Consider the following 26,415-nt stretch of genomic DNA (forward strand, 5'->3'; position numbering starts at 1 on the left):
GGAAAAGGCGGTAATTACTGCTGTCAGGACTGCGTTTTTTTATTTAACAGTGATTTTTGCAGTAATTGTTTCTGAAGCGCTTCATAATCATTGTCACGCTGCTGAAAATTAATAAAGCGGTTATTGTTCGGAGCAGCAGATTTCTGCGGATTGCTTTTCTGCGACTGCTGATAAATGCTGTCCGATTTTGCAATGTCATCCAGTGTATGCACCCCGTTCTCATGCCATTTCTTCAGAATAGAGTTTGCATAGGCAAAATTGGCTTCGTGGGTGCTTCGGATCGTCCGGCTGCATGCTTCCTCAATGATTTCTGTGGAAAAGCCCATACGGTCTGACCATTGCTTTAGAAAATTCTGCTCTTCGGGAACCAGATTCCGTCCACGAATGCCGAAGGCCTTCAGAACCGCATAATATAAAGAACTGCCTTGATTCATCGCTGTCTTGGCTTCTTTCACCGTTCGGATATTGCGGGCGGCAAAATCCTCTGCAACTTTCTGCATGTAGTGCAGACTGGTTTTTCCTTTTGCCACGCAGTTTTCAATGATCACTTCAATGACCTCTGTGGAAAGCTTCAGTTCATCATACCAGAAAAAGATGGTATTCAGATCGCTTTGTGTCAGCGTGCGTCCAAGATACTGTTCGGTGATAAAAATCAGTTCCCGCACATTTTCCCGGGAGACAAAGGTTCGCATTTCGTCCATTGTATAGGTGCGTCTGCCGTCACTTGCTGCCTGAATAAAACGATCTGTGACGTTGGTTGGTTTTGATTCTTTTCCCACCGGTGTCAAAGTTTCTTTTTTCTGTGTGTCAGCTGCCGGAAAAGCAGATGGCATCGAAGGCGCGATGGCACTTTGCGCACTCAGGACACGGATGCCTGCCAGATTCTGATCTTCATCAAATTCTAGACGGAACAGCCGTAGTTTTTCCCAATATTTTAAAGCACGGAGGATATCGCGCTCCGTGCAGTCAAAATGATCCGCAATAGCAGAAAGGGAAACATTCTGTGCGGACTGGTTCAGGTTCCGGAGGAGGTAAAGATAGATCTTTACATACTCCCCGTTCGCCTGTGTCATATATTCATCAATAAAAATATTCGGCACAAAAGTTGCAGATGCCGGCTGGTCATTATATAACGTAATATTTGCCATGTTACTCTCTCTAGCGTTTTCCTAATAAATGTTCTCCGACCTGATAAATGTCGCCTGCGCCCATGGTGATCACCAGATCGTTGTCGTGACATTCTTCCAAAAGAAAGTTTTCAATGGCATCAAAGGATGGGAAATAATAGCTTTCGGTTCCTTTGTGACGGACATCATCTGCCAGATCTTCACAGTGGATTCCAAGGGTATCGGTCTCACGGGCTGCATATACATCTGCAAGTACCACCACATCTGCCAGTGCAAGGGAATCTGAGAACTGATTCCAGAATGCCTTTGTTCTGGTATAAGTGTGTGGCTGGAAGACACAGATGATACGGTCGTGCGGATAATTGCGTGCTGCAGTCAGTGTGGCAGCGATCTCTGTCGGATGATGCGCATAATCATCGATGATCGTGATGCTGCCAAGTTTTCCTTTGTATTCAAAACGTCTGGCTGTACCGCCAAAAGACTGTAATCCGCGGATGATGGTGTCTGTATCAAATCCGGCTTCTGTTGCAAAGGCGATTGCTGCCAGTGCATTTGCAATGTTGTGTTTGCCCGGAACATTTAAGGAAACATGTCCTGCTGCCTGTCCATGTGCGTTAAAAGTGAAGGAAGCACATGCTTCTTCATTATAAGTAATATCTGTTGCTGTGTAATCGGCATCCTCTGTCAGACCAAAGGTCACGATACGCTCTTTTAAGTCTGCGGTGATTTCCTCCGGATGGTCGATGGCTGCGTTCAGGAACAGAATTCCGTCTGCTGCGGTATTCTGCGCAAATTTGTGGAAGGAGTTGCGGATGTCGTTAATATCTTTGAAGAAATCCATATGGTCTTCTTCAATATTTAAGATAATGCTGTATTTCGGATGAAAATTTAAAAAGCTGTTGGTATATTCGCATGCTTCTGTCAGAAATACATCCGAACCGCCGACACGGATATTTCCACCGATCGCATCTAACATGCCGCCGACAGAGATGGTTGGATCACTGTCAGCTGCCAGCAGGATATGAGAGATCATGGAAGTTGTTGTTGTCTTGCCATGCGTTCCGCTGACTGCGATGGATTTTGCATAATTATCCATTAACTGTCCTAAAAACTGTGCGCGGGTAAGCATCGGGATGCCTGCGTCGCTGGCAGCTTTCCACTCCGCGTTATCCGGATGGATGGCAGCAGTGTAAACCACCAGATCAATGTCATCGGTAATGTTGGAAGCGCGCTGTCCGATATAGACTTTTGCCCCATTCTGCTCCAACTGTTCGGTCAGGGCAGATGCCTTGTTGTCAGATCCGGATACGGTAAAACCTTCCTTTAATAATATCTCTGCAAGACCGCTCATGCTGATGCCGCCGATGCCTATAAAATGAATATGAATTGGTTTTTCAAAATTGATTTTGTACATATTTATCTACCACCTGTATATTTTCTAAATCTCATAAATGTGTTTTTTTCGATTATACTCCATAGGGGAAAAGATGGCAATGTCTGTTTTGCGAATGTCTGCTTTGCATATCATGTGCGTGAACTGGGTTTATGATAGAACTTTATGACTGGTAAAGATGATACGAACAGTGTAATCCAGATATGTGCAAAATTCAGATATGTGTAAATTCAGATATGCGTAAATTTTGACAATACAGGTGCAAATTCAGACGTTGCAACAAAAAAGAAAGTGTGGTAAAATCTACTAACATCATTTGTAAAAAATAATTCCAGTGTTGGTTAGACCAAAAGTTGTGAAAAATGTCGAAAAAGGGCGATAATTTTAGTAAAAATTGTGAAAAATCATGCACACGGACGAGAAAATATGTTATAATTTTCCTATCAATTTAATTTTTTAAATAGCCTGAGAAAAAAGTAATACGCAGGCTATTGGCAAGAGGTGATTTACATGATTCGAAAGGAAATGATCGCAATGCTTCTGGCCGGAGGCCAGGGAAGTCGTCTGGGAGTGTTAACAGCAGACGTTGCGAAGCCGGCAGTGGCTTTCGGAGGGAAATACAGAATTATCGATTTCCCACTCAGTAACTGTATTAATTCCGGAATTGATACCGTAGGTGTGCTGACACAGTATCAGCCGCTGCGACTGAATACGCATATCGGTATTGGTATTCCGTGGGATCTGGATCGTAATAACGGTGGTGTTACGATTCTGCAGCCATATGAGAAAAGCGGCGGAAGTGAATGGTATTCAGGAACTGCCAATGCTATTTACCAGAATATGAAATACATAGACAGCTATGATCCGGAGTATGTCCTGATCCTGTCCGGAGACCATATTTACAAGATGGATTATGAAGTCATGCTTGATTTTCATAAGCAGAACAACGCGGATGTTACCATTGCTGTTATGCCGGTTCCGATGGAGGAGGCAAGCAGATTTGGTATCGTAGTTGCAGATGAGGAAAATCGAATTCAGGAGTTCCAGGAGAAACCGGCAGAACCGAAGAGTAATCTGGCATCCATGGGTATTTATATTTTCAACTGGAAAGCATTAAAGGAAGCACTGATCGCAAATGAGACCGTGGAAAACTGCGATTTCGGTATGCATGTAATTCCATACTGCTTTGACAAGGGTGAGCGTATTTTTGCCTATGAGTACAATGGTTACTGGAAAGATGTAGGAACACTTGGTTCTTACTGGGAAGCGAATATGGAGCTGATCGATCTGATTCCGGAGTTCAACCTGTATGAAGAATACTGGACGATCTATACCAAGAGTGATGTGTTGGCACCACAGTATATCGCTGCTGACGCAAAAGTAGACAAGAGTATCATCGGTGAAGGTACAGAAGTGTATGGCGAAGTACACGGATGTGTCATCGGTGCAAATGTTACCATTGGAAAAGGAAGTATCGTGCGTGATTCCATTCTTATGGAAGGCGTGACCATCGGAGAGAATGTTGTGATCGACAAAGCGATCATTGCAGAGGATACCGTGATCGGTGACGGTGCGGTTCTTGGTATCGGCGAGGAGAAACCGAACAAGCTCAAAGAGAGTGTTTACGCGTTTGGTCTGGTAACCATCGGAGAGAAATCCGTCATTCCGCCAAATGTAAAAATTGGTAAAAATACAGCGATCGCAGGTGTGACCACGCCGGAGGATTATCCGGATGGATTGCTTGACAGCGGGGAATATATTGTTAAGGCAGGTGGCAAACAATGAAAGCATTAGGTATTATTTTAGCAGGTGGTAATAATTACAGAATGAGAGAGCTTTCCGACAAGCGCGCCATTGCTGCAATGCCGGTGGGCGGCGGATACAGAGCCATTGATTTCACATTAAGCAATATGAGCAATTCTCATATTCAGCGAGTGGCAGTACTGACACAGTACAATTCCCGTTCCTTAAACGAACATTTGAATTCCTCAAAATGGTGGGATTTTGGTAGAAAACAGGGTGGTCTGTATATTTTTACACCGACGATCACCGCAGACAACGGTAACTGGTACCGCGGTACGGCAGATGCGCTGGCACAGAATATTGATTTCCTGAAACGAAGCCATGAGCCATATGTCATCGTGGCAGGCGGCGACTGCGTGTACAAACTGGATTACAACAAAGTGCTGGATTACCATATTCAGAAAAAGGCAGACATTACCATCGTGTGTAAAGATGTGCCTGCAACAGAAGATGTCAGCCGTTTTGGTGTGGTACAGATGAATGAAGAATCCAGAATCATTGATTTTGAAGAAAAACCAATGGTGGCTCAGTCTCATACGATTTCTACCGGTATCTATGTGCTGCGCAGAAGACAGCTCATCGAGATGCTGGAGAAGAGCATGGAAGAACATCGGTTTGATTTCGTAACCGATATTCTGATCCGTTACAAAAATCTGAAACAGATTTACGGATACAAATTGGAAAATTACTGGAGTAATATTGCCAGTGTGGAGTCTTATTATCAGACAAATATGGATTTCCTGAAACCGGAGATCCGCAAATATTTCTTCCATCAGGAGCCGTATATCTACTCCAAGGTGGATGATCTTGCTCCGGCAAAATACAATGTGGGAGCAGAAGTCCGCAACAGCCTGATCGCAAGCGGATGTATTATAAACGGAACAGTAGAAAATTCTGTACTGTTCAAACAGGTATTTGTAGGAAAGAACTGCGTAATTAAAAATTCTATTATTTTGAATGATGTTTACATCGGAGATAATACGCATATTGAGAATTGTATTGTGGAGAGCCGTGATACAATTTGCGCAAATACATATTTGTGCGGCGAAGATGAAGTAAAGATTGTGCGTGGACACAATGAACGTTACCTCATGTAGAACGCCGTGTACGGCAGACGGGAGGAGACCGACATTGATGTGACAGCTTGAGAATACGCACCGCCCTGCTGTGGAGAAATACAAAAACACAGGGGAAGAGAAGTATGAATATTACAGATGTGAGAATTCGAAAAGTAGACAAAGAAGGAAAAATGAAGGCTGTCGTATCGATCACAATCGATAATGAATTCGCAGTGCATGACATCAAGATCATTGAAGGTGAAAAAGGTGCATTCATTGCTATGCCAAGCCGGAAAAATGCAGACGGGGAGTACAGAGATGTAGCACACCCGATCAATTCTGAGACGAGACGACAGATTCAGGAACTGATCATGCAAAAATATCGTGAAGAAATTGCGGAAGCATAAATACTTGTGGTATACTGTTATCCGCAACTGCACAGAAAGGAGAATCCTGCATTGCAGGGTTCTTCTTTTTGATTTGTATTTCCAGCAAGTCAAAAAGAATGTGAGGATGCGACCAGATGTAAGGGGAAGATACCTGCTGAAGCAGATTGCATCTGGTGCAAAATCAGAACAAATCCTGATAGATTAGGAAAAATGAACGGTTGCAGAGGATTTTTCTGATTTTAACCGAATCAAGTAAGTCCCCTGCTTCAATTGCGAAAAGCAATAAGCAGTGGGTGGGGACTTGCTTGTATCAGGAGGAGTGCAAGCTCCTTCTGATAAACTGCGGAGCAGTTATTCGGTTATGAGCAAGTAGCGAAGCGGATTGCGAATATCCGCTTGACTGGAATGGTAGATATAGATACAGGAGGATGAAAAAATGTACCTGATCGTAGGACTTGGAAATCCGACCGCAAAGTATGCCAAAACCCGCCACAACGCAGGGTTTGACGTCATTGATGCGATCGCTGATAAATATGGAATTGAACTGAATCTGCGAAAAGGAAATGCTTTTTGCGGAACCGGATATATCGAAGGACAGAAAGTAATGCTGGCAAAGCCGCAGACGTTTATGAACTTAAGCGGCGACAGTGTCAGCGCACTGGTAAATTTTTATAAATTAGATCCGACACAGGAGCTGATCGTTGTGTTTGACGACATCAGTCTGGCGCCGGGCAATTTGCGGATCCGCAAGAAAGGAAGCGCAGGCGGACATAATGGAATTAAGGATATCATTGCAAAGACCGGAACCGATCAGTTTGAACGGGTAAAAGTCGGTGTCGGTGAGAAACCGGCAGGATGGGATCTGGCAGATCATGTCCTTGGGAGATTTTCCCCGGAGGATCGGGAAAAATTTGAGGATGCCGTAAAAGATGCGGTGGATGCTGTCAGCCTGATGGTTCAGGATCGAACCGATGAGGCAATGAATCTGTATAATCGTAAAAAAGAAGCATAACAGAATCGTGATCTTATAAAGAAGCATAATAGAACCATGGTTTTTCAATAGAATAAGAGTGCAGGAAATCATGAAACATATCAACAGATAGAAAAGAAAGGAGTAACACTGGCATGGATGCTTTTGTACGTCCGTTGTATGAATTAAACAGCTTTGAAGAACTGGAGCATTTTGCAGAAAAACCGGGAACTGTGATCTCAGCTTCCGGTTGTATGGATGCGCAAAAACCACATATGATGTATGGACTGAACAATGGCAGGGGAACCCGTGTCATTGTTACTTTTAATGAGCAGAAAGCGAGGGAATTGCTGGAGGCATACCGCTACTTTGAACCGAAGGCAGTGTATTTTCCGGCAAAGGATATTTTGTTCTATCAGTCGGATATCCGTGGCAATGCGCTGACACAGGAGCGGATTCTGGCTTACCGGAGACTCTTTGAAGAAGAAAATGCAACGATCATCACGACTTTTGATGCGCTGATGGATCGTCTGGTGCGCCCGGAGGTTTTACGGGGATTTTTGCTCCGATTGAAGGCAGAAGATACCCTGGATCTGGAAAAACTGCGGCAGCATCTGGTTGGCATGGGCTATGAGAGTGCTTATCAGGTAGATGCGCCGGGACAGTTTGCGGTACGCGGCGGTATCGTGGATATTTTTGCATTGACGGAGGAACTTCCTTACCGTATTGAACTGTGGGGAGATGAGATCGATTCGATCCGGACCTTTGATCCGGACAGCCAGCGTTCGGTAGACACGCTGGACGAGATCGTGGTTTATCCGGCAGCGGAACTGGTGCTGACGAAGGCGCAGCAGGAAGCGGGACTGAAACAGATCACGGCAGAGGGAAAACGTCTGTCGGAACAGTACCGCAAGGAAATGAAAACCGAGGAAGCGCACCGACTGGAACAGGCAGTGGAATTACTGCAGGAGCAGGTGGAAGAATTTGGAAGTGTACGGGCGGCAGAAAGTTATCTGACCTATTTCTACCAGGATACCGTAAGTTTTCTGGAATTTGCGTCCCGCTGTGCTGCCAGACGCGACCAGAAGCTTTTGATTTTTGCGGATGAACCGGCACGGTGTCTGGAAAAAGCGGCAGCAGTAGAAAAAGAATTTTCCGACAGTATGCAGCAGCGTCTGGAAAAAGGATATATTCTGCCGGGACAGATGGATGTGCTGTATTCTCATGAGGCGGTAACAGCAGAAATGCAGCGGCTGGGTTGTGTGCTGGTATCGGCAATGGAACTGCGGGCACCGGGACTGACACCGACGCAGAGCTTTTTCTTCCAGGTGCACTCTGTCAATGCGTACAACAGCAGTTTTGAATTACTGTCAAAGGATCTGAATAATTATAAAAAACGTAAGTACCGGGTGATTCTGCTTTGCAGTTCCAGAACCAGGGCAGAGCGTATGGCAGATGATCTGCGGCAGGAAGGATTAAACGCATTTTTTACGGAAGATACAGAGCGACTGGTGCAGCCGGGAGAAGTCATGGTCATGTATGGCAAATTGAAACGCGGATTTGAATATCCGGATATCAAATTTGTGGTGCTGACGGAGACGGATATTTTCGGTGCGGAGAAGAAAAAGCGCAAAAAGAAGAAAATATACGAAGGCGAGCGGATCCAAAGCTTTTCTGAATTGAAACCGGGGGATTATGTCGTACACGAAAATCACGGTCTTGGAATTTTCCGCGGTATTGAGAAGATCGAGGTCGACAAGACCATGCGGGATTATATGAAGATCGAGTATGACAAAGGCGGCAATCTGTATGTGCTGGCAACGCAGCTGGATCTGATCCAGAAATATGCGGGTTCCGATGCGAAAAAACCGAAACTGAACCGTCTGGGCGGACAGGAATGGACGAAAACCCGTCACCGGGTACAGACAGCAGTGCGACAGATCGCACAGGAACTGGTGGAACTGTATGCGGTGCGCCAGAGCAAGGAAGGTTTTGAGTATGGACCGGATACCGTATGGCAGCGGGAATTTGAGGAAATGTTTCCATATGAGGAGACCGACGATCAGCGCCTTGCCATTGAAGCAACGAAAGCGGATATGGAAAGCAAGAAGATCATGGATCGTCTGATCTGTGGAGATGTCGGCTTTGGCAAGACTGAGGTGGCAATCCGGGCAGCGTTCAAAGCGGTGCAGGAGAATAAACAGGTTATTTATCTGGTACCGACTACGATTCTGGCGCAGCAGCATTACAACACGTTTGCACAGCGTATGAAAGATTTCCCAATTAATGTGGAACTGCTCTGCCGTTTCCGGACACCAAAGCAGCAGAAAGCGGCAATCGAAGGTTTGAAAAAAGGAACGGTGGATATCGTGATCGGAACACATCGTGTCCTTTCCAAAGATGTGGTCTGCAAGGATCTGGGTCTGCTGATCATTGACGAGGAACAGCGGTTTGGTGTCGGTCATAAGGAAAAGATTAAACAGATGAAAAAGGACGTGGACGTGCTGACTCTGACCGCGACGCCGATTCCGCGAACTCTGCATATGAGCCTGATCGGAATCCGGGACATGAGTGTGCTGGAAGAGCCGCCGCATGACCGTATGCCGATCCAGACTTACGTCATGGAGTACGATGAGGAGATGATCCGGGAAGCTATTGAGCGCGAGATGGCGCGGGATGGTCAGGTGTATTATGTATACAACCGTGTCAACCAGATCGCGGAGGTAGCGGCAAAGATTTCCGAGCTGGTACCGGATGCGGAGGTTGCCTACGCCCACGGTCAGATGAGTGAGCGGGAATTGGAGCGTGTCATGTATGGCTTTATCAACGGTGAGGTGGATGTGCTTGTTTCCACAACTATCATTGAGACGGGGCTGGATATCGGAAACGTCAATACAATGATCATTCACGATGCGGATAACTTAGGGCTTTCCCAGTTGTATCAGCTGCGCGGACGAATCGGACGTTCCAACCGGACGGCGTATGCATTTTTGATGTACCGCAGAAACAAGATGCTGAAAGAAGTGGCAGAGAAGCGTCTCTCTGCGATCCGGGAGTTTTCGGATCTGGGAAGCGGCTTCAAGATCGCCATGAAGGATCTGGAGATCCGCGGTGCCGGAAACCTGCTGGGAGAACAGCAGCACGGTCATATGGAAGCGGTTGGTTACGATCTGTATTGCAAAATGCTGAACGAAGCGGTAAAAAGTGCAAAAGGCGAAACGGTGGAGGAATCTTTCGATACTTCCATTGATATCGAACTGGATGCCTATATTCCAAACGGCTATATTGCGAATGAGTATCAGAAACTGGATATTTACAAGCGGATCGCGGCGATCGAAAATGAAGAAGAAAAAGATGAGATGTTAGATGAGCTGATCGATCGTTTCGGAGAACCGCCGCGGTCGGTACAGAATCTGCTGACCGTCGCACAGATCAAAGCAGATGCGCATCGGGTTTATCTGGTGGAGATCAAGGAAAATGCGGCAGGAATCACGTTCCGTATGTTTGAACGGGCAAAATTGAATGTGGCAAACCTGCCATTGTTGTTGGACAAAAATAAACCACTGCTGTCGTTTATCCCGGATAAAAAAGAACCGTGTCTGTATTATCGGAAGCAGAAAAACAGTCCGGATACGCTGACGGTGATCCGAACCGTGTTGACGGATTGTGCGGAACTGTTGCTGGAGAAAAATGAGGCATAGGCAGGATTTGCATTTGTATACATGGGTTGCGCGAGTTTAGGATAGAAAAAATCTTGCAGTGGCGCGGATTCTGGGTTATACTAGGACAGATAATAGATGAAAAAATTTCACTTTACGATATAATGAGCGCAAGAGAGTCAACATACTGGTATGATTGACGAACGGCGAAATTGGATTATGAACTGCTTTTGTTCATGACATATGATAGTTGGAGGAAACCATGAAGTTTAAGAAATTTGCAGCAGTTATTTTAATGAGTGTCATGATCGGATCCATGTCATTAAGTGGCTGTGGAATTAATAAAAATGCAACCGCTGTCACCATGACAGGGGATGCCATTGATACAATTGAAGTGGATATGGGATATGCAAATTTTGCAGCACGTATCCAGCAGGCATCTTATGACGGTATCTTTGCTTCTTATTATGGAGAGGATTACTGGACGAATGAGTCTTATGCAAAGAATGGAAAGAATATGCAGGATTCTATCAAGGACAGTGTTATGGAGAACATTGAGACACAGTGTTTGTTAGAAGCACATATGGATGATTATGGTGTAGAGATCACGGATGATGAGAAAGCAGCAATGAAAGAAGCTGCTGAGAAATTTATGTCCGATAATACAAAGTCCGCACTGAAAGAAGTTGGCGCTACTGAGGAGTATGTAGAGCGTTATCTGTATTTACAGACTGTACAGCAGAAAATGAGCACAGCGATCCGCGCAACAGCAGATACCGAAGTATCTGATGAAGAGGCTGCACAGAGAACGTTCAGTTATGTAAAGATCAGTCTGACGACTTACACCGATGACAGCGGAAATCAGCAGACCTATACAGAAGATCAGGTAACCGTTGTGAAAAAAGATGCTTATGATGCAGCAGAGAAGGCAAAGACAGATTTTGACGGAACTGCTTCTGATTATGGCTATACCGTACAGACTTATTCCTATGGAAGTGATGAAAAGAGTGAGTCCGATGGCGGTTTCTGTGATGCCGTTATCACAGCTGCAAACAGCATGAAAGAAGGCGATGTATCCGATCTGATCGAGGGAACAGATTGCTATTACATCATCCGTCTTGACAGCGAATTTGATTCAGATGCTACGGAGAAGAAGAAACAGAGTATCATTTCTGACCGTCAGGATGAGGCTTACAACAATGCCGTAGAGAGCTATAAAAAAGATATTGATATTAATGTAAATGACAAAGAATGGTCAAAAGTTGTTTTTGACAATCTGTTTACCACACCGTCTGCTTCCGACAGCAGCAGTGCAACAGCAGAGTAGAACGAGGAAAAATACAAAGCGGACAGAACAGTCCGCTTTTGTTTAGCGCATGAGAAAGTATAAGTTGAGAAATGAATAGAGATAATATTGTTTTGATCGGTATGCCGGGTGTTGGAAAAAGTACCATCGGTGTCGTACTGGCAAAAGTTCTTGGATATCAGTTTGTGGATGCAGATCTGCTGATCCAGGAAGCGGAAGGAAAATTGTTAAGTGAGCTTATCGAGGAAAATGGTACCGATGGCTTTATAGAAATAGAGAACAGAGTAAATAGTCAGATTCAGACACATCGCAGTGTCATCGCTACCGGTGGAAGTGTGGTTTATGGAAAAGAAGCGATGGAACACCTGAAATCCATCGGAACAGTAGTATATCTGAAACAGAATCTGCGCGTGTTACAGCGCCGCCTGCGTAACCTCAAGGGACGTGGTGTTGTATTAAAAGAGGGACAGACTCTGGTTGATCTTTATAAAGAAAGAACCGTTCTGTATGAAAAATATGCAGATATCACCGTTGATCAGTATAAACAGAGCATCGAGCAGACACTGAAGGCTGTTCGAAAAGCGCTGGAGGAAAATTAGGAACCGAGACGGCGGTATTTGAATAAAATAAAGCAAAGATTCTTTTATATACCTATCGGGTATGTTATAATAGAATCGCTTTACTAATTAAATATGAATGAAATGAAAAAACTTGACAAATTTTTAGAGATATAGTTATAATAGCGTGTTTAAATTTAGAAACATAGAGGTGCAAGATGGATCAATATGTAATTAAAGGAGGCAGTCCGTTAGTCGGTGAAGTGGCGATCGGTGGTGCGAAGAATGCGGCACTGGCGATTCTTGCGGCAGCAGTCATGACGGATGAGACCGTTACAATAGATAATTTACCAAATGTCCGTGATATCAATGTTATGCTTCAGGCAATCGAGAACATTGGTGCAACTGTGGAGCGTGTTGACATCCACACCGTAAAGATCAACGGATCAACGATTCACGATACCAGCGTGGATAATGAATACATCAGAAAGATTCGTGCGTCCTACTATCTGTTAGGCGCATTACTTGGCAAATACAAAGATGCAGAAGTTGCCCTTCCGGGTGGCTGTGATATCGGAAGCAGACCGATCGACCTGCATTTAAAAGGCTTCCGTGCCATGGGCGCAGAAGTGGATATTCGTCGTGGACTGGTTGCGGCAAAGGCAGAGCACCTTTGCGGTACACATATTTATATGGATAAAGTTTCCGTTGGTGCCACCATCAATATCATGATGGCAGCAGCTATGGCAGAGGGCAAGACCACCATTGAAAATGCAGCAAAAGAGCCGCATGTCGTTGACGTGGCAAACTTCTTAAACCGTATGGGAGCCAATATCCGTGGCGCCGGAACAGACGTCATCCGTATTTCCGGTGTAGAGAAACTGCACAAGACGGAATATTCTATCATTCCGGATCAGATTGAGGCAGGTACATTTATGTTCGCGGCAGCAGCGACACATGGTGATGTCACAGTAAAGAACGTAATTCCGAAGCATCTGGAGGCGACCAGTGCAAAACTGATCGAGGTCGGATGTGAGATTCAGGAATTTGACGATGCAGTCCGTGTCATTGCAAACAAACCGTTACACCATACACAGGTAACCACATTACCGTATCCGGGATTCCCGACAGATATGCAGCCACAGATGGGTGTTGTTCTGGCACTTTCTGAGGGAACAAGTACGATCACCGAGAGTATTTTTGAGAATCGTTTCAAATATGTAGATGAACTTGAAAAAATGGGTGCCAATATTAAGGTGGAAGGCAACATTGCGATCATCAACGGCGTAGAGCGTTATACAGGCGCAAGAGTCAGTGCACCGGATCTTCGTGCAGGTGCGGCACTGGTAATTGCAGGTCTGGCAGCAGATGGCATTACCATTGTGGATGATATCTATTATATTGAGCGTGGATATGAGGCTTTTGATGAGAAATTCAGAGGCATTGGTGGTATGATGCAGAAGGTAAGTTCTGAGAAAGAGATTCAGCAGTTCAGACTGAAACTTTAGAATGTAATGTGTGGTGATTCTGAGAAAATAAGCTGGCTTATGTTGATCAGAGTCATGCAGGAAATCTTGCCGGAGTTCAACTGAAAGGAAGTTTGGAACAGGCATCGATAAAATTTTAACAGGAAGCGGGTAGAAGCAACAAATCTACCCGCATTTTTTCGGTTTTTTGTTATTTGTGCAACATTTTCGGGGAAATCTGTTGGTTGACTTTTCCTATATTGGAATGTATGATACATAAAGTATGACTGCAATAAACGTGAACTGTGGGAGTTCACATGTTTCAAATTAGATTAGAATGAGAGAAAAGAACGGAGGATAATTATGGAAAAATTATTATTTACTTCTGAGTCAGTTACAGAGGGACATCCGGATAAAGTCTGCGATGCCGTATCTGATGCAATTCTGGATGCCTGCATGGCACAGGATCCGATGAGCCGTGTTGCATGCGAGACAGCTGCTTGTACAGGTTTTGTATTAGTAACAGGTGAGATCACTACAAAAGCGCAGCTTGATATCCCGTCTATCGTTCGTCAGACTGTAAACGAGATTGGTTACAATGACGCAAAGACAGGTTTTGATGGAAATACATGTGCAGTTATGGTTGCTCTGGATCAGCAGTCTGCTGATATCGCTATGGGTGTTGATAAAGCACTTGAGGCTAAAGAGGGTGAGCTGACAGATGATCTTGATACAGGTGCTGGTGATCAGGGTATGATGTTTGGTTACGCTACAAACGAGACACCGGAATTAATGCCGTACCCAATCTCCCTTGCTCACAAAATGGCTCTTCAGCTTACAAAAGTTCGTAAAGACGGTACATTAAGCTACTTAAGACCAGACGGAAAAACTCAGGTTTCCGTAGAGTATGATGAGAACGGTGCTCCTAAGAGATTAGAGGCTGTAGTTCTTTCTACACAGCATGATGATGATGTTACTCAGGAGCAGATCCATGAGGATATCAAAAAATACGTATTCGATCCGATCCTTCCGGCAGAGCTGATCGATGATGAGACAAAATTCTTCATCAACCCGACAGGACGTTTTGTAATCGGTGGACCTCACGGTGATGCAGGTCTGACAGGACGTAAGATCATCGTTGATACTTACGGTGGAATGGCTCGTCACGGCGGCGGAGCTTTCTCCGGAAAAGACTGCACAAAAGTAGACCGTTCTGCAGCATATGCAGCACGTTACGTTGCAAAGAACATCGTTGCAGCAGGTCTGGCTGACAAATGCGAGATCCAGCTTTCTTACGCAATCGGTGTAGCACAGCCGACATCTATCATGGTAGATACATTCGGAACAGGCAAACTGTCTGATGAGAAACTGGTTGAGATCGTTCGTGAGAACTTCGACCTTCGTCCGGCTGGAATCATCAAAATGCTTGACTTAAGAAGACCGATCTACAAAGCAACAGCTGCTTACGGACACTTTGGACGTACAGATGTAGATCTTCCTTGGGAAGCAACTGATAAAGTTGACGTATTAAAAAAATATCTGTAATTCTTTGAAGTAAGAAAAACAGTTACATAAAGCGCGTGAAAATCGTCGGATATTTCCATAGAAGTTGTGGTAAGTATCCGACGATTTTTTTGTAAAAGCAGGAGTGATTTTGGCTTCTTTTTAAAATTTAAAGAATGAATAACTGCCAATAAGTCTTTTCTCTGTAATTTATAAAAACTTTACGATTGCAGAATGTAAATTGAACAGCAGACGTGTTATAATGAAAAACAGTATAAGAAAAATGGAGATGCCTATGAAACTAAAGACACGTTTGATTGTCGCATTCTGCATCATCATTATTTTGCCAGTCGGTCTGGCAGGTGCAGCGATTTTTGGTCTGTACCATATTCAGACGAAAGCGATCCAGAAAAATTATGGTCTGGAAGCAGTGGATACACAGGGCGTGCTTTCTAATTCCCTGCAGTTGATGAGCAGATATACGAAGACAGAATATGACGAGATCTGCAAACTGGCAAAGTCAGATCCGGAAAAACTGGAATCAGAAGATTATTTAAAACAGATCAATGAAAAATTACAGGAAAAGAGTTCTTATCTGATCTTCCGAAGAAATGGAGAACTGGTATATAGCGGTTACAACGGAGACTCCGTCATCAGTGATGAACAGTGGCAGGAGGAATTGCCACCATATGGAGAAGGCGAAAAGGAAACGGGTTCCGGATATTATATTGATAACGATGCACAGTCTTTGCTGAAGCAGGTAGATTTTGAGGGAAGCAATAACGATCAGTGCAGTGTCTATATCATTACATCTTCGGAGAGTATTCAACCGGAGATCAAGCGGCTGATGATCGATATTGCGGTATCGGTACTGTTGATCCTGGCGTTGACTGCCGGAGTTATGACGATTTGGATCTATCGTGGAACGATGGTGCCGCTTAAGAAATTGCAGATCGCTACGAAAAATATCAAAGAGGGAAATCTGGATTTTTCCATTGATTATGATGAACAGGATGAGATGGGAGATCTGTGCCGGAACTTTGAGGAGATGCGGAAGCGTCTGAAGGAATCCACCGAAGAGAAGATGGCAGCAGAAAAGGAAAACCGTGCCCTGATCAGCAATATCGCACATGACCTGAAGACACCAATTACAGCGGTAAAAGGCTATTCTGAGGGTATTTTGGACGGTGTTGCGGATACGCCGGAGAAACAGGAACGTTACATCAGGACGATTTATAATAAGGCGAATGAGATGGATCGTCTGCTGAATGAGCTGACGCTGTATTCCAAGATTGATACGAACCGCATTCCATATAACTTTAAGAAGATTAATGTGGCAGATTACTTTAACGACTGCATTGAGGAGATCGGTCTGGATCTGGAGACCAAGGGCATTGGTCTGACATATTTTAACTATGCGGATGAAGATATTGTAATCATCGCAGATCCGGAACAGTTGATGCGCGTGATCAATAATATTGTGACAAATGCCATCAAATATATGGACAAGCAGAAGGGACAGATTAATGTCCGGATCAAGGACGTGGGTGATTTTATCCAGGTTGAGATCGAGGATAACGGAAAAGGAATTTCTGCCCGGGATCTGCCGTATATTTTTGACCGTTTTTACCGCACGGATTCTTCGAGAAATTCTTCCACCGGAGGAAGCGGCATCGGTCTGTCCATCGTAAAGAAGATCATTGAAGATCACGGTGGCAAGATCTGGGCGACAAGTAAAGAAAAGACAGGTACGACCATGTACTTTGTTATTCGAAAATATCAGGAGGTACCAAATGAGTAAGATTTTAATCGTAGAAGATGAAGAAGCAATTGCAGATCTGGAGAAAGATTATCTGGAGCTGAGTGGATTTGATGTGGAGATAGAAAATGATGGAACCAGCGGTCTGGAGCGTGCACTGAGTGAAGAATTTGACATGTACATTCTGGATCTGATGCTGCCGGGAACCGATGGTTTTGAAATCTGTAAAAAGATCCGTGAGAAAAAAAATACACCGATCCTGATGGTGTCCGCGAAAAAGGATGATATTGATAAAATCCGTGGTCTGGGACTTGGTGCGGATGATTATATTACTAAACCATTTTCCCCGAGTGAACTGGTTGCCAGGGTAAAAGCACATCTGGCGCGTTATGAGCGTTTGATCGGAAGCAATGTACAGAAAAATGACATTATTGAGATCCGTGGCATCCGCATTGATAAAACTGCCCGTCGTGTATGGGTAAATGACGAAGAGAAGCAGTTTACGACAAAGGAATTTGATCTGCTGACATTCCTTGCAGAGAACCCGAATCATGTATTTACGAAGGATGAGCTGTTTTCCAAGATCTGGGATATGGAGTCCATCGGTGACATTGCAACGGTAACCGTTCATATCAAGAAGATCCGTGAAAAAATTGAGTTCAATACCGCAAAACCGCAGTACATTGAGACAATCTGGGGCGTGGGCTACAGATTTAAGTTATAAGGATTGGATACATGAGAATAAAGCAACCGGAAATCATATATGAAGATGAGGCAATCATCGTCTGCCGCAAGGAAGCTGGTGTGGCGGTTCAGACTGCCCGTGCCGGTCAGGCAGATGTGGTAAGTCTGTTAAAGAACTATCGTGCAAAAAAGAAGGAAGAACCGTATATCGGGCTGATCCATCGCCTGGATCAACCGGTGGAGGGCGTGATGGTGTTTGCGAAAACGCCGCAGGCGACAGCAAAACTGTCTGCGCAGGTCAGCAGTCGCAGCATGGAAAAAGAATATCTGGCGGTGACAACCGGTGTGCCGGAGCCACAAAAAGGAGAACTTCGGGACTGGCTGCTGCGGGATGGAAAAACAAATACATCCGCCGTTGTTGCCAGGGGAACTTCGCAGGCAAAAGAGGCTGTGCTGGACTATGAGGTAGAACAGGTTTTAGAGGACGGGCAGCAGGCACTGGTTCATATCTGGCTTCACACCGGGCGGCATCACCAGATCCGTGTGCAGTTTGCACATGCGGGATATCCGCTGGTGGGTGACACAAAGTATGGAAAGCCAGAGCAGGGCGGTCGGTATTGTCCGGTGGCGCTGTGTTCCTGCCGGATCGGATTTCTACATCCTGTGACAAAGAAAAAAATGGAATTTGTGATCGAACCGAAGGGGAAAGCATTTTCGGGGGTTGCAAAAGATACCAAAAACGTATAATATAGGAATACATAGTTGCGATATGTTTCAAGTCGAACGCACGTGAGACTTGGTGCGTGATTCTGGTCAGCGCAAGCTGACATCTTCTTTTCAGAATCACTGCACATCCTCGCGGAGCATTTATCTCAGTCGGAGATTGAACTCCCACTGAGAAATACTTGTTACTACTCACCACTTGCAGAAGTGGGAGTCTCAACTCAGACTGAGATAAAGGATTTTTAAAGGGCAGAGTGATCTGCCCTTTACTTGGTATAGTTGGACGAAAAATAAAAAAGAGGGAGATACTTGAATGAATATTAAAAGTATTAAGATTTTGTCCGAAGAAGAACAGGTGGGACTGTTCCTCAGCGGCAGTGCCGCAGAAAGAAATGTACTGTATACCTGTACCGACCTGGATCAGCAGGAAAAAACGGATCGTCAGCGATTTTCTGTATATGATAATCATGAGGATGCGGAAAGCCGGGATATTGAAGAAGGATTTGGATTTCCGCTGCAGCGGTATCTGGATGCAGCAGGAGCAACAGATGTAAATGAGATCCGGCTTGGCAGCGTGGATGGATTTGAATCTGTGGTCACAGAGTTAGGATCCAGACGTTATTTTTTCCCGGGATTATTAGAACGGAGTGCAGAAGGAAAGGAGCCGCGGGAGGCTTTTATTTCTTTTTGCAAAAATGGTATACCAGTAAAATACTATCCGCACCCGACCATTATGTTCGGGCAGCAGGGAATTGATGACAAGAACAAAGATTATTTTGCCAAAGGAATCCGGATGCTGGTGGCAGGAAGTGCCGAGCAGGGATTCTGGGTTCGTGGAACCGGACTGCGCTGTAACCGGTATTTTTCGCTGAGCCGCTTTTTTGAGTGGGACAGCAAGCATGCAGGGATCATGCACTGGGCAGAAGTGCAGATGGAGGACGAGAGCATACGCCGTGTACCTGCAGTCAGACTGCATCGGGAGTTTTGGTCAGAGCAGGCAGAGTGTACACCGGAGGCAATAGATCAGTTACTGGCTGTGGATGCGAAGGGACAGGAAATCAGCAAGATTACCGGAGACATCTGGCTGTTTCTGGCAGATGAGGCGTTTAAACAGGTCGGATATTTTGACGGTCAGAATATTTGTACAGAGTTTTCCGGAGTCATTGCAGGTGAGTTAAAGGAACGGAAAGTTGAAAAACAGATTCGTGTTCCGGGCACACGCGCGGACGAGAGTGAATTTTATATTCAGGTCGTAAAACAGGGACAGACTGTGGCTTGCCATGACTATTCTTTGCGGGAACTGTTACATGATTTTGGTGACCTGGAAAGCTGTGAAACCTATGAGTATTACAACCATAACATGAACCACGGACAGGGCGGTCAGCGCCGTGTCACTGCAAAAGGCTGGAGTCTATTGACTTTGCTGGAACTTTTGCCGGAGATTCCACAGCGGGAAGAATTGGAAAATGGTTCTGTGAAGTTTCAGATTTTTACCAATGACAATTACAAGGAAAAGATCGTGCTGGAGGCAAATGAGCTGTCAGCATATCGCTTCCTGTTGGCATATGAGCAGGATCAGCGTTCACAGGATGGTCTGGAAAAGGGTGATACCAGCAGCTGGGCAGATGAAGATCTGCATTTTGCACCGATCAAGGGAACCACACCATTTCGCGTTTACTGTGGAAAAGAAAGTGCCAATCCGTCCGTGTATAAAAATGCGGCGGGTATGGTCGTAACTATATTATTTTAAACAGGAGAATATTTTGATTACAGATCGTTATAACAGAGAAATTGATTATATCAGAATATCAATCACCGACCGCTGTAACCTGCGATGCAAATATTGTATGCCGGAGGATGTGCCGTTTATTCCGCATGAGCGGATCCTGCGTTACGAGGAGATCCTGCGGATCGTGAAAATTCTGGCAAAACTGGGGATCCGAAAAGTAAAGCTGACCGGTGGAGAACCGCTGGTGCGCCGTGGCTGCGACAGTCTGATCCGTGAGATTAAGCAGATTGAGGGCATTGATATGGTGACACTGACGACAAACGGTGTCCTGTTGGAAGAAATGCTGCCACAGCTGCAGGAAGCAGGCGTGGATGCCATCAATGTGAGTCTGGATACGCGAAACAGAGCGCGTTATCTGGAAGTGACCGGGAAAGATATGTATGAGCAGGTAGAGCGCGGTATTGAAGCGGTATATAAAAGCGGGATTCCGTTAAAAATAAACTGTGTACCGGTACAGGGCGTAAATATTGATGAGATTCCGGATTTTTTTACATGGGCTAAGGAAAAACAGATTGCCGTGCGATTTATCGAAATGATGCCCATCGGATACGGAGATCAGTATGAGGCATTTTCCGCGGAACAGATCAAGGAAATGTTTTTTGCACGCTATCCGGAGGCATATCAAGTAAAGGAAATCCTTGGAAACGGTCCGGCAGTCTATTACCGGGCACCGGGATTTGCAGGGGAGATCGGTATTATCGGTGCGGTGCATGAAAAATTCTGCAGCACCTGTAACCGGATCAGACTGACTTCGGAAGGATTTTTTAAATTATGCCTGTATTCCGGAGCAGGGATTGATCTGCGTCAGATGTTACGTGACGGAAGTACGGATGAGGAGATCGCAGATGCAATTGCGGATGCGATTCAACGAAAACCGAAGGAACATCATTTTGGTGAAGTACAGGCGGAGTCATCTGTTGATGCGTCAGCTTCCGGGGAAGCGGATACAAGAAAAATGTCCCAGATCGGAGGATAAACTGGGGTTGCATATTTTGAGCAAACGTATTATACTACGCTTAGTAAAAATAAGGAGGTACAGCAAAATGGCACAGATTACCAAAGACACCATGATCGGTGAATTATTACGTGATCAGGAGCATATCGACAGCATTGCAGAAGTATTATTCGGCATTGGTATGCACTGCCTCGGATGCCCGTCTTCTCAGATGGAGACCATCGAGCAGGCTGCTATGGTGCATGGCATTGAGCCGCAGGAATTAGTAGACCGCCTCAATGATGTTGTAGCATAAGGCACAGGCTTGGCACTGTAAACGATATAATTTCAAATAAAAACTGCTATGCAGAGAGGTTCTTTGCATAGCAGTTTTTTCATTTGATAGGACATTACGATAAATTTCCTATCAAGTAAAAGCACTTCGTGTGGACGATAGCGCACTTTCTTGTTGCTTTTCTTTTGACTTTTTGATTTCAGATTCGGAAATCAGGCAATTTCGCCTAATTGCTGTAATGCATTTCCAATGATGATCTTCTGGAAATGTTCTTCGTAATAAGCCTGAGTACCGGTCACATATTTCTTCGACTGCAGGTAGGAGTTGATCAGATGGATCACCTGATTGAATTCAGCGATGGTATGCTGACTCTGGTGAAGGATCAGATAATAATCTCCCTCCTGAGGATCTTTATACAGTGTATTTTTTCCCTGATAAAATCCCTGCAAGGTGTTAGCTGCAAGAATAGCTGCATCCAGTTCACGGAACGTAAACAGTCGGACAAGATCAGAAGGAATGGAAGAAGTCTCTTTCTTCCCTGTGGAAGATTCCTCTTTTTTGTGTGCCTGCTTTAACTGCTGGAGCAGATCAAGTAACTGCATGGACGTGTCATCCGGTTCCTGATCGGAATTGTCGCCAAAGGTATCAGAACCAAAGGAGAGGATGTCGTCATCTTCATTTTCATTGTCGGTGTCCGCCTGAGTGAAGTTGGAAAATCTGGTATCCAGCTCATCCGGTGATTCCACTTTGGAAATAATAAGAACAATCTTCTCCGAGGAGAGTGGAATTGCTTCTATCATGATTGGTATATCTTCCGCTTCAAATCCAAAATCCATAGCTGCCTGCTGCATCATATCGCGGAACAGAGCTTTTGCTTTCTCTGAACCATAGGCGAGCTCACTGAGTTTGATATTGCGCGTAGCCAGGTCTTCACTGGTTAAGGTACAGCGAATCTGATGGTCATTTAATTTTTCAATTTTCATGTCATCACTTCCTTACTTGTTAGAAAAGTATATATAATCTTGTGTTTTTCGTCAAGCATTCATTCATAAAGAATGTATGAAATTAATGACAATTTCCTGTTTTTTATTCTTTTTAAAGAAAAATTAAAAATTAAGTTGATTTTTCAAATTGATTGTGGTATATTATGGCTCAAGAAGTTTTCCGTACATACGGATAGATCAAATTCATATCAGTTTGTTAATAATTCTTTTGTAATGTTGTTTCAGCAGAAGGATTTTTACAGACTGGGGACTGCAGCAGATTTCATGCATCGTACAATTCTGTACATTTTACAGATGCTTTTGCTGCAAGGGGAGAGATCCCACAGATCTAGGTAGGTCAACTGACCATCTTTATATTTTCCGTTTTATGTATCCAGGAGAGAAATCTGGTATTTATTCAGACGCGTCACAGATTTTGCCCGAATACTTGGCTTTTTTGGGGTGAAAAGTAAAGTAAGGTGCAGACCTGATGTATTATTTTTATCAGGACGAGCTGTCGGTATGGGGGAAAGTTCTTAAGAATACTTTTTTGTTAGTATATGTGCATTTACCGAAACTGACAAAGAACTGGGGGTGGATAAGAGAAATCCGGCAGAAATCTGTGACAGTCAGAAAAGATAAAACTGTAAGAATATAGATACGGAGGTAAAAAGAAAGATAAAGACGAAGACAACGTTGTCATACCTTTTTGCCGGAGCATAACAGTGACGAAACATAGAATCATATCCAAAGTTTTATAAGATTACGGAAGTGTGTGGGAGCAGATATCATGCATTGCAGGACACACATTTTGCAGCAGGAATAGGAAAGATATTCTTGAAATAAAGTTATTGGCGGATTGTATATCACGAACTTACTTCCGCTATGGTCAGAGATGAGGTATTTTTATGAAGCAGACATTTGCTGGTTCCGGACAACCACTCCTGATCGAACTTCAAAATTATGAAAAACAGGGGATTTCTATCTGGCTGGAAGGTTTTCCGAGTAATTCGGATGAAGTGTCAGAAACCATGTTTGTCCGGGAAAATGTAGATTATATGCGCGATTATGTGTTCGATGAGGGCGCATTATCGGAGCTTAGATTTGATGTAGTAAAAACAGAAGAATAACAAAAACGGCAGAAGGTTTCCTCAAATACCAACGGTACGGCAGGGGCAAAAACAGAGCCGGCAGGTTCACACGAATACTTATCCATGCCCTTATGCTGTACCGATTGCCGTTTGAAAAATGTTTTATAAAACCTTCATTAAGGTTTGATCGGAATGGTTGCATCGCATTTTTTTTTCATGTATACTGAACATAACAGTAGCATTCAGACATGTCTGAAAATCTGTGGAAAATGTTACATACTATCTATCGTATATAAGAGAGATCCGCAGGGGATGATATACAGGTGAGAAAAGGAGGGAGCGATGGCTTCACGAAGACAGCAAACAAAAAGGGGAAAGCAAAAATTAATTCTGGCAGTCGGGGTGACGGCGCTGATCATATTGATCGTTTTGATCGTCGGACTTACGACTTTTTTGAAAAAATATTCTCCGTCAAAGGAGGTAACTGATTACAAGGAATATTACAGTTTATCGGAAGATGATGAGCTGTTTGTGGTCTATGATAATGAGCAGGTACAAAATCATGCAATCCTGCAGGATGATGAGGTGTATGTTAATTATCAGACCGTGCATAAATATTTGAATAAGCGATTTTACTGGGATGCGACAGAGCAGGTTTTGCGTTATGTGACACCGGATGGACTGATCAATGTGACACCGGACAGCACACAGTATCTGCTTGGAAAATCATCTGAGACAGCGGATCATGTGATCGCCCTGGTGCGGGATGGAGAAATGTATCTGTCCATGTCTTTTGTGCAGAAATACACGGATATTCACTATGAAGTATATACAGATCCGGGACGCATCGTGATTTCTGATCAGTGGGATGATGTGACTTATCAGACGGTGAAAAAGAATACACAGATCCGGCAGAAAGGCGGCGTCAAGAGCCCGATCCTTTCCGAAATCAAAAAAGGTGATCTGGTGACTGTTCTGGATACCGTCGGATCCTGGAGTAAAGTGTGCAGTCAGGATGGATTTATCGGATATATGAAAACGAAAGCTGTTGGCAGTGAGCAGGATGTTCTGTACGATCATAATTATACAGAGCCGAAATTTTCTCATATTACCAGAGATAAGACGATCAATATGGCATGGCATCAGGTGACCAATCAGACTGCAAATGGAAATGTGGCAGATGTACTGGGACGTACCAAAGGGGTAAATGTAATTTCACCGACATGGTTTTACCTGAATGACAACAGTGGAAATATTGCTTCCCTGTGCAGTTCAGATTATGTGACTTACTGTCATCAGCAGGGAATTGAAGTCTGGGGACTGGTGAGTAATCTGGAGAACAGTGACGTAGATTCTACTTCTGTATTGAATCTCACGTCCAGCAGAGATAATCTGGTGAATAATCTGGTGGCAGAAGCGATTAAATATGATTTGGATGGCATCAATGTGGATTTTGAATCCTTAAGTGCAGAAGCGGCAGACGGATATCTGGAATTTATCCGGGAGCTTTCTATCAAATGTGAAAATAATGACATTGTATTGTCCGTGGATAATTATGTTCCGGCATCTTATAACTCTTTCTATGACTGTGGAGAGCAGGCTGTATTTGCGGATTACATTGTGATCATGGCATACGATGAGCATTACAATGGATCAGATGAAGGTTCTGTGGCATCCATCGGCTTCGTTCGTCAGGGAATTGAAGATACGTTAAAGGATGTTCCGGCAGAGCAGGTGATCCTTGGAGTTCCGTTCTACACAAGAGTGTGGGAGCTGACACCGGTGACTGCTTCAGATGATCAGTCAGATCAGGCATCGGATGAGGCACAGAGCGGTTATACTGTATCCAGTGAAGTGGTCAGCATGAGTGAAGTAGATACCCGTGTGGCAACAAATGCGGTAACGCTTCAGTGGCTGGATGACTGCGGACAGTATTATGCAGAATATGAGCATGACGGCAAGACGTACAAAATCTGGGTGGAAGATCAGAAATCCATCGGAGAAAAGCTGGATGTGATGAAAAATAATCATCTGGCAGGTGCATCTTTCTGGAAGCTTGGATATGAGAAAAATACGATCTGGGATACCATTGCAGAGTATATGAATTAGTAATAGTGTAGTAAATACCCGAATACATTGTAAGTGAGATTACATATGTTCGGGTATTTTTGCGTGAAAAAAAGAATCGGTGTTACAGCGTTATTAGTTTGCCTTGTAGTTGCTGCCATACGAGTGCCACGGGTAGTGCAGTATGATGTCATGAATCGCAGTGTACAGAAAGCGCGGTACTGCATTTGTATAGACAGTGGACACGGCGGAAACGATCCGGGCAAGATCGGAGTTGCTGGGACAAAAGAGAAAGAAGTGAATCTGGCGATCGCTTTAAAACTCAAAAAGAGTTTGGAAAAACAAAATATCCGGGTGGTTATGACGCGAACCGATGACAGAAATCTGGCAGATGCGAATGCAACAAACGAAAAAACGTCGGATATGAAAAATCGTGTGGCGAAGATGGATTCCGAGCAGCCGGATGCGGTGATCAGCATCCATCAGAACAGTTATACTGACAGTTCCGCAAAAGGCGCGCAGGTATTTTATTATTCAGAATCAAAAGAAGGAAAAGTGCTTGCAGAAATATTACAAAAGAGCCTGATCGAGCATGCAGATCCGGAGAATCATCGGATGGCGAAAGCCAATACCAGTTATTATATTCTGAAAAACACGGCGGCGCCGACGGTGATCGTGGAATGTGGATTTTTATCAAATCCGGAAGAAGAGACGTTGTTGAATACTGCACAATATCAGGATAAATTGGTAGATGCGCTACAGAAAGGAATTTGTGAGTATTTGGAAAATTGATATATTCTTGTTTGTCGCGTTTTTGACTGAAAATTTATATAATAAGAAAACGAAGAATCCTGTCAGG

Annotated in this window: 21 protein-coding genes; 18 read left to right on the forward strand and 3 right to left on the reverse strand. The window is 44.3% G+C overall.

The annotated features are described in order from the left end of the window. Positions 1-23: 23 nt before the first annotated feature. Positions 24-1,148, reverse strand: a complete 1,125-nt coding sequence (locus DXB15_RS14120; RefSeq protein ID WP_118703310.1) for a DnaD domain protein — start codon at positions 1,146-1,148, stop codon at positions 24-26. Between the two features lie 10 nt (positions 1,149-1,158). Continuing rightward, complete coding sequence (gene murC, locus DXB15_RS14125; protein ID WP_109214964.1) at positions 1,159-2,541, reverse strand: UDP-N-acetylmuramate--L-alanine ligase; 1,383 nt, start codon at positions 2,539-2,541, stop codon at positions 1,159-1,161. Positions 2,542-3,030: 489 nt separating this feature from the next. Here murC and DXB15_RS14130 point away from each other — a divergent pair, with 489 nt between their 5' ends. The 15 genes from DXB15_RS14130 (at position 3,031) to DXB15_RS14200 (ending at position 21,436) form a co-directional block, all read left to right on the forward strand. Continuing rightward, the gene (locus DXB15_RS14130; RefSeq protein ID WP_109214963.1) at positions 3,031-4,305 is read left to right on the forward strand and encodes a glucose-1-phosphate adenylyltransferase; all 1,275 of its coding nucleotides are present in this window, start codon (positions 3,031-3,033) and stop codon (positions 4,303-4,305) included. Beyond that, the gene (gene glgD, locus DXB15_RS14135; protein ID WP_118703311.1) at positions 4,302-5,420 is read left to right on the forward strand and encodes a glucose-1-phosphate adenylyltransferase subunit GlgD; all 1,119 of its coding nucleotides are present in this window, start codon (positions 4,302-4,304) and stop codon (positions 5,418-5,420) included. The genes DXB15_RS14130 and glgD overlap by 4 nt, the downstream gene beginning before the upstream one ends. 104 nt (positions 5,421-5,524) lie before the next feature. Next, positions 5,525-5,788 carry a septation regulator SpoVG gene (spoVG, locus tag DXB15_RS14140; protein ID WP_109214961.1) on the forward strand — a complete coding sequence of 88 codons (264 nt, stop codon included), beginning with the start codon at positions 5,525-5,527 and terminating at the stop codon, positions 5,786-5,788. Between the two features lie 418 nt (positions 5,789-6,206). Further along, positions 6,207-6,782: an aminoacyl-tRNA hydrolase gene (gene pth / locus DXB15_RS14145; protein ID WP_118703312.1), complete on the forward strand. Its 576-nt coding sequence runs from the start codon at positions 6,207-6,209 to the stop codon at positions 6,780-6,782. A 113-nt stretch (positions 6,783-6,895) separates the two neighbouring features. Continuing rightward, positions 6,896-10,441 (forward strand): transcription-repair coupling factor, encoded by a 3,546-nt coding sequence (gene mfd / locus DXB15_RS14150; protein WP_118703313.1) that lies wholly within the window; start codon positions 6,896-6,898, stop codon positions 10,439-10,441. A 220-nt stretch (positions 10,442-10,661) separates the two neighbouring features. Continuing rightward, positions 10,662-11,726, forward strand: a complete 1,065-nt coding sequence (locus DXB15_RS14155; RefSeq protein ID WP_109214958.1) for a peptidyl-prolyl cis-trans isomerase — start codon at positions 10,662-10,664, stop codon at positions 11,724-11,726. Between the two features lie 71 nt (positions 11,727-11,797). Next, positions 11,798-12,304, forward strand: a complete 507-nt coding sequence (locus DXB15_RS14160) for a shikimate kinase (protein ID WP_109214957.1) — start codon at positions 11,798-11,800, stop codon at positions 12,302-12,304. 176 nt (positions 12,305-12,480) lie between these two features. Continuing rightward, on the forward strand, positions 12,481-13,770 hold the full coding sequence (locus DXB15_RS14165; RefSeq protein WP_109214956.1) for a UDP-N-acetylglucosamine 1-carboxyvinyltransferase: 1,290 nt from the start codon (positions 12,481-12,483) through the stop codon (positions 13,768-13,770). Positions 13,771-14,091: 321 nt separating this feature from the next. Then, on the forward strand, positions 14,092-15,273 hold the full coding sequence (metK, locus tag DXB15_RS14170; protein WP_109214955.1) for a methionine adenosyltransferase: 1,182 nt from the start codon (positions 14,092-14,094) through the stop codon (positions 15,271-15,273). 253 nt (positions 15,274-15,526) lie between these two features. After that, the gene (locus DXB15_RS14175) at positions 15,527-17,032 is read left to right on the forward strand and encodes a sensor histidine kinase (protein ID WP_118703317.1); all 1,506 of its coding nucleotides are present in this window, start codon (positions 15,527-15,529) and stop codon (positions 17,030-17,032) included. After that, complete coding sequence (locus DXB15_RS14180) at positions 17,025-17,714, forward strand: response regulator transcription factor (RefSeq protein WP_118703314.1); 690 nt, start codon at positions 17,025-17,027, stop codon at positions 17,712-17,714. Before DXB15_RS14175 ends, DXB15_RS14180 begins: the two co-directional genes overlap by 8 nt. 11 nt (positions 17,715-17,725) lie before the next feature. Then, on the forward strand, positions 17,726-18,421 hold the full coding sequence (locus tag DXB15_RS14185; protein ID WP_109214953.1) for an RluA family pseudouridine synthase: 696 nt from the start codon (positions 17,726-17,728) through the stop codon (positions 18,419-18,421). Between the two features lie 289 nt (positions 18,422-18,710). Then, positions 18,711-20,147 (forward strand): hypothetical protein, encoded by a 1,437-nt coding sequence (locus DXB15_RS14190; RefSeq protein ID WP_118703315.1) that lies wholly within the window; start codon positions 18,711-18,713, stop codon positions 20,145-20,147. Between the two features lie 13 nt (positions 20,148-20,160). Beyond that, positions 20,161-21,162, forward strand: coding sequence for a GTP 3',8-cyclase MoaA (gene moaA, locus DXB15_RS14195; protein WP_243115657.1), 1,002 nt, complete (start codon positions 20,161-20,163; stop codon positions 21,160-21,162). A gap of 67 nt (positions 21,163-21,229) precedes the next feature. Then, a complete protein-coding gene (locus DXB15_RS14200; RefSeq protein WP_021738537.1) occupies positions 21,230-21,436 on the forward strand; it encodes a DUF1858 domain-containing protein in 207 nt (68 codons plus the stop codon). A 191-nt stretch (positions 21,437-21,627) separates the two neighbouring features. Here DXB15_RS14200 and DXB15_RS14205 read toward each other — a convergent pair whose 3' ends face one another. Beyond that, on the reverse strand, positions 21,628-22,398 hold the full coding sequence (locus tag DXB15_RS14205; protein WP_109216154.1) for an adaptor protein MecA: 771 nt from the start codon (positions 22,396-22,398) through the stop codon (positions 21,628-21,630). A 908-nt stretch (positions 22,399-23,306) separates the two neighbouring features. Between DXB15_RS14205 and DXB15_RS14210 the strand changes: the two genes are divergently transcribed. The 3 genes from DXB15_RS14210 to DXB15_RS14220 all read left to right on the forward strand — a co-directional run bounded on the left by DXB15_RS14210 (position 23,307) and on the right by DXB15_RS14220 (position 26,348). Continuing rightward, a complete protein-coding gene (locus tag DXB15_RS14210) occupies positions 23,307-23,528 on the forward strand; it encodes a hypothetical protein (RefSeq protein ID WP_109216153.1) in 222 nt (73 codons plus the stop codon). Positions 23,529-23,831: 303 nt separating this feature from the next. After that, positions 23,832-25,598: a glycosyl hydrolase family 18 protein gene (locus tag DXB15_RS14215; RefSeq protein WP_118703316.1), complete on the forward strand. Its 1,767-nt coding sequence runs from the start codon at positions 23,832-23,834 to the stop codon at positions 25,596-25,598. Positions 25,599-25,643: 45 nt separating this feature from the next. Continuing rightward, on the forward strand, positions 25,644-26,348 hold the full coding sequence (locus DXB15_RS14220) for an N-acetylmuramoyl-L-alanine amidase (protein WP_242979887.1): 705 nt from the start codon (positions 25,644-25,646) through the stop codon (positions 26,346-26,348). Positions 26,349-26,415: the final 67 nt, after the last annotated feature.

This window comes from Roseburia sp. OM02-15 (assembly GCF_003481835.1).
GTDB classification, from domain to species: domain Bacteria; phylum Bacillota; class Clostridia; order Lachnospirales; family Lachnospiraceae; genus Eubacterium_I; species Eubacterium_I ramulus_A.

What these genes read in the sequence shown, in the direction of transcription:
- DXB15_RS14120 (WP_118703310.1), bottom strand. Translation starts at nt 1,148, where the DNA reads ATGGCAAATATTACGTTATATAATGACCAGCCGGCATCTGCAACTTTT.
- murC (WP_109214964.1), bottom strand. Translation starts at nt 2,541, where the DNA reads ATGTACAAAATCAATTTTGAAAAACCAATTCATATTCATTTTATAGGC.
- DXB15_RS14130 (WP_109214963.1), top strand. Translation starts at nt 3,031, where the DNA reads ATGATTCGAAAGGAAATGATCGCAATGCTTCTGGCCGGAGGCCAGGGA.
- glgD (WP_118703311.1), top strand. Translation starts at nt 4,302, where the DNA reads ATGAAAGCATTAGGTATTATTTTAGCAGGTGGTAATAATTACAGAATG.
- spoVG (WP_109214961.1), top strand. Translation starts at nt 5,525, where the DNA reads ATGAATATTACAGATGTGAGAATTCGAAAAGTAGACAAAGAAGGAAAA.
- pth (WP_118703312.1), top strand. Translation starts at nt 6,207, where the DNA reads ATGTACCTGATCGTAGGACTTGGAAATCCGACCGCAAAGTATGCCAAA.
- mfd (WP_118703313.1), top strand. Translation starts at nt 6,896, where the DNA reads ATGGATGCTTTTGTACGTCCGTTGTATGAATTAAACAGCTTTGAAGAA.
- DXB15_RS14155 (WP_109214958.1), top strand. Translation starts at nt 10,662, where the DNA reads ATGAAGTTTAAGAAATTTGCAGCAGTTATTTTAATGAGTGTCATGATC.
- DXB15_RS14160 (WP_109214957.1), top strand. Translation starts at nt 11,798, where the DNA reads ATGAATAGAGATAATATTGTTTTGATCGGTATGCCGGGTGTTGGAAAA.
- DXB15_RS14165 (WP_109214956.1), top strand. Translation starts at nt 12,481, where the DNA reads ATGGATCAATATGTAATTAAAGGAGGCAGTCCGTTAGTCGGTGAAGTG.
- metK (WP_109214955.1), top strand. Translation starts at nt 14,092, where the DNA reads ATGGAAAAATTATTATTTACTTCTGAGTCAGTTACAGAGGGACATCCG.
- DXB15_RS14175 (WP_118703317.1), top strand. Translation starts at nt 15,527, where the DNA reads ATGAAACTAAAGACACGTTTGATTGTCGCATTCTGCATCATCATTATT.
- DXB15_RS14180 (WP_118703314.1), top strand. Translation starts at nt 17,025, where the DNA reads ATGAGTAAGATTTTAATCGTAGAAGATGAAGAAGCAATTGCAGATCTG.
- DXB15_RS14185 (WP_109214953.1), top strand. Translation starts at nt 17,726, where the DNA reads ATGAGAATAAAGCAACCGGAAATCATATATGAAGATGAGGCAATCATC.
- DXB15_RS14190 (WP_118703315.1), top strand. Translation starts at nt 18,711, where the DNA reads ATGAATATTAAAAGTATTAAGATTTTGTCCGAAGAAGAACAGGTGGGA.
- DXB15_RS14200 (WP_021738537.1), top strand. Translation starts at nt 21,230, where the DNA reads ATGGCACAGATTACCAAAGACACCATGATCGGTGAATTATTACGTGAT.
- DXB15_RS14205 (WP_109216154.1), bottom strand. Translation starts at nt 22,398, where the DNA reads ATGAAAATTGAAAAATTAAATGACCATCAGATTCGCTGTACCTTAACC.
- DXB15_RS14210 (WP_109216153.1), top strand. Translation starts at nt 23,307, where the DNA reads ATGAAGCAGACATTTGCTGGTTCCGGACAACCACTCCTGATCGAACTT.
- DXB15_RS14215 (WP_118703316.1), top strand. Translation starts at nt 23,832, where the DNA reads ATGGCTTCACGAAGACAGCAAACAAAAAGGGGAAAGCAAAAATTAATT.
- DXB15_RS14220 (WP_242979887.1), top strand. Translation starts at nt 25,644, where the DNA reads ATGTTCGGGTATTTTTGCGTGAAAAAAAGAATCGGTGTTACAGCGTTA.